The following is a 12,424-nucleotide window of genomic DNA, read 5'->3' on the forward strand; positions in this document are numbered from 1 at the left end:
GACACCTTTGACCACAAGGCTATTCGGACACCCTGTTCGTTAGTCACGTCGATTCGCCTGACTAAAGTAAGCTGGCGATGATATCGACGAGTATTGCTTTTCAAGACGTCTCATCGAATGCTTCGGAGAACAGACCATGGTTTGTCCTCATAAACGCGGCGGCTTTACTCTCGTCGAGTTGTTGGTTGTCATCGCGATCATTGGGATCCTGATCGCATTGCTTTTGCCCGCTGTCCAGGCGGCACGAGAAGCCGCTCGCATCATGCAATGTCAGAATCGAGTTAAACAGATCGCGCTGGCCTGTCACAACTATGAATCGACCTTCAAAGAACTTCCTGGATACGGTGGGGAACGGGCCGGTTTCCTAATCACGCAACGTGACGGTCGCAGACGCAGCAATCTTGGAGGCGGAACTTGGATCACACAAAGCTTGCTCTATCTGGAACAAGACAGCCTGGGGAAATCGATCCAAAGCTTCGCGAGGTCACTACAAGTAACGCCGACCGATCGAGTGCGTGAACTGGTCCGGGCAACGGTCAAGACATTTCATTGCCCGACACGTCGAGACGCAACGCCGTATCCATTGCTAGAACCGTATAGCAATCGCTACGGAGAGTATGGGGCGCGGACCGACTACGCGATGAACGGTGGCCCGGCGATCATTGATACCGAAGCGGCCCCCAATTCGAACGAAGCCCCCGCGATTAAAATCACCAAAGACGGTGTCTGGGTACTGGGTAAACGCACTCGAATGAACCGAATCCTAGACGGACTGTCGAACACTTATCTGGTCGGCGAAAAGGCAATGGATTTGGGGAAACTTGTGACCGGTGACGGGTTCGGCGATCGATCACCGATCGCCGGATACCATGAAGTCCCCATTTCGTCTCACTCCTACGTTCGCTATGCCGCTCGATCGCCGAGAATGGATTCCTATGAGAACTGCCTGGAGTGTCATGACTTTGGTTCAACCCATGCGGCGGGTTGGAATGTCGCGTTTGCGGACGGGCATGTCGCATTGATGAACTACAGCTTGGACTTGGAAGTTCACCGCGCCCAAGCATCGGTCGACGGCAAAGAAATCATTCCGTACGAACACTAGTGCTTCGTTCCAACTCGATTTTAGGATGAGCCGTATGGCGTTAGCCATGGTTTCAGAGAAATAACCGGGGCTAACGCCCGTCGGCTGATGACCCGAACCCGTATTTTCATAGGGAACGAAGCACTAGCATCACCAGCGAATACAGAGCTGGACAGATGATTCATGTTCGATCCAGACCATTCGGCTACCGACTTTCCCCTCCGCAGTGAAGAGTTCCAGACGCGTTGAGATTCTTGTTCACCGTCATCAATCTGATGGTGTATGCTGTGCCGTTTTCAGCGGAATATGGCAACTCAATCGACTGGGTTTAGAACTTCATGCGTTCGTTTTATCGCCGAGAGCACGCAAGGTTGGCCGCGTGCTTGTCGTTCATTCTTTGTTTGACAAATTCATCGTTGGTGCAAAGCCAGACGATTGATGATCCAGACTTTCTGGTTCAAGGGGAGTACAGCGGCGAACGACGCAGCATGCAGGTCGTCGCAATCGGTGATGGCGAATTCGACATTACAGTTTTCGAGGCTCCCATCGCCGAGCGCTTTTCGGCACTCGAAGCACCGCGAAAACTTGATGGCGATGAAGACGTTGTCGCCGAGCTTGCCGAGTCACTTGAACTGAAGCGTGTCGAAAGAAAGCCGGCAACATTGGGAGCCCCACCACCACGCGGTGCGATCGTACTTTTTGACGGAACCAAAGAATCACTAAGTCGCTGGAAGAACGGCCAGTTGGACGACGACGGCCTTCTGAAACAGGGGACCGAGTCAATTGAAACCTTTGGCGACTATCGATTGCATCTTGAGTTCCGGACCCCATGGATGCCGGACAAATCCGGTCAGGCTCGGGGGAATAGTGGTGTTTATCACCAAGGCCGCTACGAGAACCAAATCCTCGACTCGTTTGGACTGGAAGGCGACAAAAACGAAACCGGTTCGATTTACGATATCAAGGCTCCGGATTTCAATGCCTGCCTTCCGCCAATGGCTTGGCAAACCTATGACGTCGATTTTACGGCCGCGCGATTCGATGGCGATAAAAAAGTCGCCGATGCTCGGATGACAGTGCGTCTGAATGGTGTGACCGTCCAGAATGATGTCGCGGTTGGGAAAGCTACCCGTGCCGCACCACTCGCCGAAGGTGCCGGTCCCGGGCCAATCTATTTGCAGGATCACGGCAACGAAGTTCGCTTCAAGAACATCTGGTTGGTACCACGCGATCCAGAGCGTGAAGCCAACCGCCCGATCGTTCCTGGATTCGAACGATTCTTCACCGGTGGATCGCCCGACCCAAACGCCCTTGGCGGAGAGATGCTGATCAGCTCGCTGGCTTGTGCCGCTTGCCACCAAAACGAATCACATTCATTGCCAACCAAACGTGGTCCGAACCTAACTGACGTCGCTAGCCGACTTCGTCCCGACGCGTTGGTCTCGATGACCGCCAACCCACATCAAAGCAAAACGGGCACCAGTATGCCCGACCCATGGCCAAACGCGGACGCGGGTCAGCGAAATGCGAATGCCGCAGCGATCGCGAGTTTCCTACTGATCGAAAGCAATGACGATACCTGGATAGACCGTCCGTCCCGGCGATCGCAAATTCGCATCGGCGAATCGTTGTATCACTCCGTTGGTTGCGTCGCCTGCCATCAAGCATTCGACGATCGCAAGACCGCAACGAACACAACTATCCCACTTGGAGATGTCGCTTCGAAATATACCGTCGATGCCTTGGCGAGTTTTTTAAACGATCCCCACAAGGTCCGAAGCGGTGGTCGAATGCCTTCTCTGGTAGGTTCCAAGGCCGACGCCTATTGCATCGCTTCGTATCTGACGCGTGAAGTTACCCAGCGTCGTCCTAAAGTCGAAATGCAACGCAGCTTTTATCGGGGGAAGTGGGAAAAACTGCCTGACTTCAAAACGCTGACACCCGAGTCCGTTGAAACCGTCACCCGCTGGGACGACAACAAATATTTCAGCCAAAACAACATCGGCTTGGTCTATGAAGCGAAGATTCAAATCCTTTCGGACAATACGTACGAGTTCTCCGTAACCAGCGATGATGGTGCTCGCCTGGTCATTGGTGAAAACGAAGTGGTCAATGATGGTGTCCATCCTGCGACGACCAAACGCGGCCGCTTCAACCTGAAAGCGGGAATTCACCCGGTTCGTGTCGAGTATTTCAATGCCGGAGGTGGTGGCGAGTTGGAAGTCCATGTCAGCGATCCGACGATTGGACGTGTTCGCTTGGAAGAAATGCTCGCCAGTAGCGATGAAGCTCCTCGCAGCTTGGTCAAAGATCGATTTACCGTCGATGAGTCTCTGGTCGAAACCGGCCGAACCTTGTTCCAGTCATCCGGCTGTGCGAACTGCCACCAGCTTAATTCGATTCCTTCGACGATGCTCGCGCCGACGTCGTTGGCCCAAGCAAATTTGGACGCCGGATGTTTGGCCGATGAGGTGCAATCTCCCGCTGTGAATTATTCGCTTAGCGATCGACAGCGTGCCGCAATTGTTGCGACGATCAAGCGGCAGCGTGACGATCAAGAATCCGAATCGAAGTTGGCGGATGCCGATCTGGTTCATCTCAATATGGCGACGATGAACTGCTACGCATGCCATGTACGCGATGGCAAGGGCGGGCCGGAACCCTCACGCGATACCGCATTCCAGACCACGACGGTGGAAATGGGATGGGAAAGCCGGATGCCTCCACCGCTCGACGGCGTCGGCGACAAGTTGCAATCCGAATACCTGCACAAGACGATCGCCAATGGAGCCAACGAGCGTCCCTACATGATGACACGAATGCCGGGGTTTGGAAAAGAAACGCTCAACCACTTGGCCGATGCCTTGGTCAAATTGGATGTCCAGCCCGAAGGCGAATTAACCGCGAGCGACATCGAAGAAACCATTCACGATGGTCGAAGCTTGGTCGGCGCCAGTGGCTTGGCCTGTATCAAATGCCATGCGTATGGTGGAGTCAAAGGCGGAGGGATCGGCGTCATCGACTTGGTTTCAATGCCGAAGCGATTGCGTTCGGAATGGTTTCACCGCTATTTGATGGATCCAATCAAGTACCGTCCTGGAACCCGGATGCCCAACAGCTTTCCTGAAGGCCGCAGTACTTACACGAAACTGTACCACGGCGATGCCGATCAACAGATCACCGCGATTTGGTCGTATTTGAAGGCAGGAAAATCGGCGCAGGAGCCACTGGGACTGCGGGCCGGATCGATCCTGCTAACCGCAGGTCAACGACCGCTGATCTATCGCAACTTTTTCGAAGGCGTCTCCGGACGGGGCATTGCGGTCGGATATCCAGAAGGAATCAATCTAATTTGGGATGCAGAGCGTTTCGGATTAAACACCGTTTGGCGAGGCGCGTATATCGACGCGGCACGACACTGGACCGGGCGTGGCCAAGGACGAACAAGTCCCGTCGGTTCGGGAATCACCTCCTTGGAAACCGATACCCCGATCGCGATCGGAGATGACATTTCGATGAGTTGGCCGTCAGAAGATCCCCGTCAGTCAGGCTATCGGTTCAAAGGCTATCGATTGGACCAGGATGGGCGTCCTGTATTCCGCTATCAGATCGGTGAAGCAACCCTCGAAGATCATTTGCAGCCGATGACAGAATCTTCGGCCGTCCGCACACTAACGATTCGCTGGAACGCTGACGCTACGCCGCAGCAACTCATTTGGCGACCGGCAACCTCCGGCGATATTTCCACCGAAGGCGAGCAATTCAAAGTCGGATCGTTGACGATCGGGTTTGATTCACCGGCGCAGGTCGTCAATGCCGAAGGACGCCGTCAATTGCGACTGCTGCTGCCGGCACAACCGACCGTCACGGTAACGGAGGTTATTTCCTGGTGAGACACTTCATTCAATTCCATTCATCAATGTCTACGCTATCCATGCCCGCTTCTGCATTGTTGTCTGCTTCTGCATTGTTTTGGTTCCGCGTCAGCTTGGTGTTGACCCTTATCGTCGCTGCCAATCTGGCGAATGCCCAATCGAAGGAATCGGAATACTACAAGATCACCACGTTCGAAACGCCGCTAGGTGAAGTCATCGAGGCAAGCGGATTCCAACTGATGCCAGATGGCAAAATGGCTGTCTGCAGCCGACGCGGTGATATTTTCTTGATCGACCGGCCGTTTGCCGATGAGGTAACGGCGGATCAGTTTTCGGTCTACACGCGTGGGCTTCACGAACCGCTCAGCCTTGGCCTTCGCGACGGTTGGCTCTATGCCACGCAGCGCTGCGAAGTCACTCGCATGAACGACCACGACGGCGACGGTTCCGCGGATGAGTTTGAAACCGTCGGCGATGGCTGGGGCGTCTCGGCGGACTACCACGAGTACGCGTTTGGATCAAAGCCAGATGCCGACGGAAACATCATCGTCACGCTTTGCCTGACCGGTTCATTCAATAGCGATGTGCTGTATCGCGGCTGGGCCGTGAAAGTCACCGCCGATGGCCAAACCATTCCGTTTGCCAGTGGTGTGCGATCTCCCGGCGGAATCGGAGCGGACTCGAAAGGGCGTCTTTACTACACCGACAACCAAGGCCCATGGAACGGCACCTGTGGGATGAAACCTTTGATTGAGAATACCTTTGTCGGTCACCCTGGCGGTTTTCGCTGGTACGAACAAGCCGAATCGGTGATGGGACCCAAACCTGTTGAACCTGAAAGCGGTTCACGAATTGTGACCGAGATGGAACGTGTCGAACAACTGGTCCCACCTACGGTGATGTTCCCTTACGGAAAGATGGGAAAGAGTGCTTCAGGAATCGCTTGTGATACCACCGACGGAAAGTTTGGACCGTTTACGAACCAGCTGTTCGTTGCCGATCAATCCGCGAGCACGATCATGCGTGTCTATCTCGATGAATTCGAAGGCCACGTCCAAGGTGTTTGCTTTCCGTTTCGATCGGGTTTCGCATCCGGAAATGTCGGCGTCGAAATGACTCCGCAAGGATCGCTCTTCGTCGGCGGAACCAATCGTGGCTGGGGAAGCGTCGGCAGCCGAGATTTTGCAGTCGAACGTTTGGATTGGACTGGCAAAACACCGTTCGAGATACTGGCGATGCGATTACAAAGCGATGGCTTCGAACTGGAGTTTACCGAGCCCATTGATGTCCAAACCGCCGAAGACATTGAAAGCTACGATCTTAAAACGTACACGTACGAATATCGTTCGCAATACGGCAGTCCCGAAGTCGACCACACCACCCCGACCATCAAATCGGCATCCGTCTCAGAAGATGGCATGCGAGTTCGCCTGGTTGTTGACGGGCTGCAGCGAGGGCATGTCCATGAGCTGATCAGCTCTGGCGTTCGCAATAAGTCAGGAAACGGATTGCTACACGAGCAAGCGTATTACACGCTGAACTACCTACGCGATTGAACAGATCAATCCTTGTGACAAGGCTCCCGCCTTGTCACACAGTGTCTCGCCGGCTCCGCCGGCCCTCTCCCCAAAAGACACCAGGAAGCGAACGCCGATCTGCGCATCAACAAAACCGAATCTCACAGAACTTGTGACAAGGCTCCCGCCTTGTCACACAGTGTCTCGCCGGCTCCGCCGGCCCTCTCCCACAACAAGACCAAGAATCGACACTAATCTGTGCAGCAACGATACTGGATGCCGCACAAAGTCTCACCCGCTCCTCCGACTCTCACGCCAGCACATCTCTAACAACGTGTGCTTCCTCAACTCCGGTAAGCCGAAAATCCAATCCCTGGAATTTGTAGGTCAACCGATTGTGGTCGATCCCCAGTAAATGCAGCATCGTCGCGTGAAAGTCTCGGACATGGACTTTATTCTCGACCGCGTTGTATCCAAACTCGTCGGTCGCTCCGTACGAAACGCCACCTCGAACTCCTCCGCCCAGCATCCACGTCGAGAACCCTTTGATGTGATGATCACGGCCGCTCCCCTGCGCCATTGGGGTTCTTCCGAATTCGCCGCCCCAAATGATCAACGTGTCTTCCAGCATGCCTCGTTGCTTTAGATCATTGACCAACGCCGCGGTGGCTTGATCGACCAGACCGGCAGTCGTCTGGACACCTTTCTTGACACCACCATGATGATCCCAGCCGCGATGGTAAAGCTGAATGAATCGGACACCTCGCTCGGCAAGACGTCTGGCAAGCAAACAGTTACTTGCGAAAGAACCGTCTCCTGGCGTGCAACCGTAGCGATCAATGGTCGCCTGGGTCTCGTCCGACATGTCCGTTAGCTCAGGGACAGACGCTTGCATACGGAACGCCATTTCATAGGCTGCCAACCGTGTCGCGATTTCGGGATCCTTGCGTTGTCGGTTGCGCTGCGAATTGATCATCGCGACCGCATCGATGATCTCTCGTTGCTGTAGCCGGTTGATTCCGCCTGGATTTTCGACGTAGTGCACCGGGCTGCCGCTGGCGTGCATCTGGACGCCTTGAAAACGACTGGGCAAAAAACCGGAATGCCATTGTCGCGAACTGATCGGCTGGCTCTGTCCACCGCCTTCACTGGTCAGCACAATGAACCCGGGCAGGTTTTCCGTCTCAGCTCCCAAACCGTACAGCACCCACGCCCCCATCGAAGGCCGACCGCTGATTGCGGTCCCCGTGTTGAAAAATGTATGCGCCGGATCGTGATTGATTTGTTCGGTGTGCATGGAATTGATCACGCACATTTGATCGGCGAGGCCACTGATGTGTGGAAACACGTCGGAGATCATCAACCCACTGTCACCGCGAGGCGAGAAGCGATGTTGCGGGCCCATGATTTTCAACTCGCGCCCCTGCAATTGTGCAATCGGCTGCCCTTCGGTAACCGACGACGGCATGGGTTTGCCGTCCAGTTTTTCAAGCATTGGCTTGTAGTCAAAGGTCTCTAAATGACTCGGACCACCTGCCATGCAAAGGTGGATCACGCGTTTAACCTTTGCGGGGTGGTGCTGCGTGATTGACGATGCCGAGGAACTGTTTTGCATCAAACTCGTCAGGGCAGCCGCCCCTAAACCGGTACGACGCAAAAAAGTCCGGCGTGCAATCTGCGTATGATTTGAAACCATGGTGAAATTCATTCGACGGTCGGAGACAAAGTTCAGATGGTTGAACGCGTTTGTTTATCGTTTGATATTGGGTCGGCACGGGCTTTGTATCCAGAAAGCCCATTGCTTGGTTCAGACGCGTGCTAGTAGCGTGTGATTGACTCTTGCAGGTTTAGCAGTACTCGCGCGACGCTGGTCCATGCAGCCAATTCGTTCGGTTGAAGCCCCTGGTCGACTTTCGCAATGCCCTGTGACAAAACTTGCGATGCGGCTTCAGGATCGTTCTGAAACTGTGAAAGGTGAGACTGGTACAGGTCGGAAAGCGCGCTTTGAATCGCCTTATCAGAAGACCTGGACACCGCCGTCTGATAGGCGAAATCGATTTTCGATTCGATTGTCGAACCACCTTCACGCATGATTCGCTCAGCAAAGACGCGAGCGGCTTCGACAAATGTCGGATCGTTGAGAAGCACCAAAGCTTGAAGCGGCGTGTTCGATCGCGCCCTTGCCGCGGTACATTCTTCGCGGCTGGGGGCATCGAAGGCCTTCATCATCGGATGCAAAAACGTTCGCTGCCAATGTGTATAAACGCCGCGACGGTATTGGTCTTCGTTCTCATCAGCGGCATACTCACGTCTGGGAAAATTCAATTGGGCATAGTAGCCGGCGGGTTGATAGGGATGCACGCTTTCGCCGCCAACCTTTTCGACTAGCAATCCGCTAACCGACAACGCCGCATCGCGAATCATCTCTGCATCCAAAGGGAATCTGCCTTGCCGAGCGAACCATTCGTTGTAGGGATCTCGTGTCAGCTGAGGTTCTCTCGGGGTTGACGATCTTTGATACGCATCGGATAGCACAATCGAACGAATCAACTGTTTCGTATCCCAGCCGGATCGGACAAAGCTAACCGACAACGCGTCCAAAAGATCTGGATACGATGGATAGGTTCCCTGGCCACCTAAATCGTCAACGCTTTGGCAGATCCCTCGACCAAACAACAACTTCCATATCCGGTTCGCCATTGTCCTGGCGGCGAGTGGGTTTTCTTCGTCGCAAATCCAATCGGCAAGGTCCAACCGGTTCGCTCGACGTCCTTCGATTTGCAAATCCCCCAGAAAGGCCGGAATCGCGGGGGTCACGACATCACCAGAATCGTCCATCCAATTGCCACGTGGCAACACGCGAATTTCCCGAGGCTCACCAGCCTTCGATATCACCGTCTGTGTTACCGAATCCAGCAAACGCTGGCGAGACTGCTTGGCACCTTCAATCGCTTTTTGGTGCTCGATCATCGGAACAGACTGCTTCAGATAAGCATCGAACAAAAGCTTCCTCTGAGCATCGTTGCGTGATGCGTCATCGATCACTAGAGCAGTTCTAAAGGCCTCGCTCTTGCGATCATCTTTCTCATAGCCCGCCTCGTCCCAGTAGACGGTGCCGCCATACTGAGTGAACGCGATCCCGTTGACTTTCGACCCGGGTTTCAATTCAACTTCTGCGGCATCGACTTTTAGCTTGACCCACTGCCCCGCTTCGGGAAGTCCACCAGCACGTCGATACGCCGCATCGCTTTCTGGCTTGCGTCCATATTCGATCGCATCGCTTCCCCAAACTTTACGTTGGCTCCAATCACCATCATTGATTTGAAGCATCAATGCGGAGGGAGGATTTTTGGGGTCAAGATAAACCCAGCAATAAAACGAGGTTTGGTCAGTTACTTCGACGGGCTGCTTCAATCCTTCAAAGTAGTGTTGCACGAGACCTGCGGAATGTTGGCGTCGCGCTTTGGAACCTGAGTGCACACCAAATTCAGGCTCGACAAAATCCCACGATCCACTTCGGTTCGCTTCACCTGGAAACTGATCGTCCACCAATAAAAACGTTTGGGTTTTCGCATCGTCAATCTGTTCACGCTCGGTCTGCTCCCAGCTTGGATAGGCATCACGCAATGTCCCTTTCAAAGTCTCGGTTTGGGACTCCAACTCGCTGATCTGCCGATCGATACCGTCTAATTCAGACTTTTGCTTCGCTGTCGGCACGGGAATCATCGGGGGACGGCTGCGTGCGGAGTAAACTCCTCGTTCTTCCAGATCAGCAAAAAACGCACCCAGCGAATAAAAATCTCGTGTCGTGTAGGGATCGTACTTGTGGTCGTGGCATTGGGCACAGCCCATCGTCGCGCCCATAAAAACCTGTGACACGTTGCGCACACGGTCAGCGAAATAGATCGCCAGATACTCCTTCGCTTGCGATCCACCTTCTTCCGTCGTCTGATTCAGTCGGTTGTATCCGGACGCGACGAGCTGTTCCAAACTAGTTTCAGGCAGCAAGTCACCGGCAAGCTGCTCGCGGACAAATTGGTCATAGGGTTTGTTCGCGTTGAACGCGCTGATGACGTAGTCACGATAAGGCGACTGTGAAACGTTTTGATCACCGTGATAGCCCACCGTATCGGCGTAGCGAACGAGATCCAACCAATAGATTGCCATCCGTTCGCCGAAACGAGGTGAATCCAAATAACGCTCGACTAGCTTTGCGTAGTTTTCCGCAGTCGGGTCCTCGACGAACCCTTGAACATCGGCCGATGATGGTGGCAGACCATTTAGGTCAAACGACAGCCGACGAATCAACGTTACCGGATCTGCCTGCTCGGCTGCTTGAAGTCCGATCTCATCAAGCTTCCGACTGATCGCGGTATCGATCACTTCGTTCAGCGAACTTGCTTCGGAAAGCAACTCTGTTCGCATCGGTTCGTAAGCCCAATGACGTTCGTACTTGGCTCCGTGGTTGATCCAGTCCCGAAGGGTTTGCTTTTCGCTTTCGGTCAGTGTTTTGTGCGATTTTTGCGGTGGCATCACCAAGTCATCATCGTCACTTAGCACCCGAGCAATGACCTCGCTCGCATCGGCGTCACCAGGAATAATGGCACCGCTTTCCTCGACGGCTTGTTCGCGTAGATCTAGACGCAAACCGCCTTCAACCGTTTTTGCATCGGGTCCGTGACAGGCAAAACATTTGTCCGTCAAAATCGGCCTTACGTCGCGGTTGAACCGCACTTCGGCTGCCTCGGATGCCCCGATGGTTAGAATGGACAGCAGCACCTGCAGTGAGAATACGGCACAAATCGAAGGCCGTTTATCACAACCGATGCGAATGAACAATCGAGAGATTTGATTGGTTGCAATCATCGCGTCCAGATCAAAAAGTGGTGGTGCAGGAAGGGGCAAACCGATGATCGCCGCGCTGATGACGAACCGCTATCGCATGAACGACGATTGCGACGTGCTGGGTTCATCTCGCGATGCGGTAGAGCGTGGACTCTTTCTTGCGTTATCGATTCGGCTTGTGAGGTTGGCTAGCAAGACAACGATGCTTTGGTGGCACTGAGCTTTCGCTGTATTGACCAGAGAGTTGCGATCTATGGTTCGGTCCATCGAATCGACGCTCCGTCACACAACGCAATGCGTCAAAAGCTTCGTAATCCTTCTAGATGGGAAGGCGGGAAACAAACTGGCTTGGAAAACACTTCGCTGTCGCGTCCCAAGCGATGCAGTATTGTACCTGGATTGACCATGTGCCGCACAAAGCCAAACGACGCGATATTGTTGAAAGCGATTGATCACAAAAGCCCGCATAAATCGCTCGCTTTAAGGTGTTCGCGACCTGGATTCGAATGGGTATTCAATCGAGTCGAAAGACGGCATGCGAGGTCGAACGCGCGCCTTATCTGGTTAGTAAAAGTGACTTGTGATTAGGACGTTTCATCAAGAAAGGCAAAACTGGATGCCTCATTGCATCGTCTGATTTGATGTGTTCTGCTTTGTTCTCCGTTTCCCATTTTTAGAATCCTTGGAGCCTTAGATGTCCAAACTGAAGCTTGTTTTCGCTATGTCGCTTGTCCTTTCACCGTTTGCGATCACCGGATGCGGTAACACCAGCGAAACCACAGTTGTGCCAGCCGATCCAAACATGGACGCGGCAGCTGAAGAAGCTTACGAGCAAGAAAGCTACGGCGAAGACGCTGACGACGCGTCACAAAACTAGTCGACGTCCAGATGTGACGCCGATAGCCATTGCTTGGCAGCATCCCGCACTGCCATGACAGAATGGCGCAACAATACGACTCAATAGCCCACCATCCGCACGGTTGGTGGGCTTTTTTATTGACACGCGTCCACCACCAAAAAGAGGTAGTTCTCAAGGAAATTGAGAATTTTCTCAATTAATGCAACGGATCCTCGTTAAAGTTTTGGTTTTCTTCGATACCATTAGA

The 12,424-nt window shown here is 53.6% G+C and carries 6 protein-coding genes; 4 read left to right on the forward strand and 2 right to left on the reverse strand.

Features of this window, described 5'->3' with window-relative positions:
• Nucleotides 1-136: 136 nt before the first annotated feature.
• The 3 genes from LOC67_RS25155 to LOC67_RS25165 all read left to right on the forward strand — a co-directional run bounded on the left by LOC67_RS25155 (nucleotide 137) and on the right by LOC67_RS25165 (nucleotide 6,512).
• Entirely contained in the window at nucleotides 137-1,102 is a 966-nt protein-coding gene (locus LOC67_RS25155) for a DUF1559 domain-containing protein (protein ID WP_230265608.1), read from the forward strand.
• Nucleotides 1,103-1,419: 317 nt separating this feature from the next.
• Nucleotides 1,420-4,974 (forward strand): family 16 glycoside hydrolase, encoded by a 3,555-nt coding sequence (locus LOC67_RS25160; RefSeq protein ID WP_230265609.1) that lies wholly within the window; start codon nucleotides 1,420-1,422, stop codon nucleotides 4,972-4,974.
• 41 nt (nucleotides 4,975-5,015) lie between these two features.
• On the forward strand, nucleotides 5,016-6,512 hold the full coding sequence (locus LOC67_RS25165) for a hypothetical protein (protein WP_410001177.1): 1,497 nt from the start codon (nucleotides 5,016-5,018) through the stop codon (nucleotides 6,510-6,512).
• 271 nt (nucleotides 6,513-6,783) lie between these two features.
• Here LOC67_RS25165 and LOC67_RS25170 read toward each other — a convergent pair whose 3' ends face one another.
• The gene (locus tag LOC67_RS25170) at nucleotides 6,784-8,169 is read right to left on the reverse strand and encodes a DUF1501 domain-containing protein (protein WP_230265611.1); all 1,386 of its coding nucleotides are present in this window, start codon (nucleotides 8,167-8,169) and stop codon (nucleotides 6,784-6,786) included.
• 122 nt (nucleotides 8,170-8,291) lie between these two features.
• Nucleotides 8,292-11,339, reverse strand: coding sequence for a PSD1 and planctomycete cytochrome C domain-containing protein (locus LOC67_RS25175; protein WP_230265612.1), 3,048 nt, complete (start codon nucleotides 11,337-11,339; stop codon nucleotides 8,292-8,294).
• A 673-nt stretch (nucleotides 11,340-12,012) separates the two neighbouring features.
• On the opposite strand from LOC67_RS25175, the gene LOC67_RS25180 reads away from it, so the two are divergent.
• Complete coding sequence (locus LOC67_RS25180; protein ID WP_230265613.1) at nucleotides 12,013-12,195, forward strand: hypothetical protein; 183 nt, start codon at nucleotides 12,013-12,015, stop codon at nucleotides 12,193-12,195.
• Nucleotides 12,196-12,424 lie beyond the last annotated feature (229 nt).

It is taken from the genome of Stieleria sp. JC731, from assembly GCF_020966635.1.
Taxonomy (GTDB): domain Bacteria; phylum Planctomycetota; class Planctomycetia; order Pirellulales; family Pirellulaceae; genus Stieleria.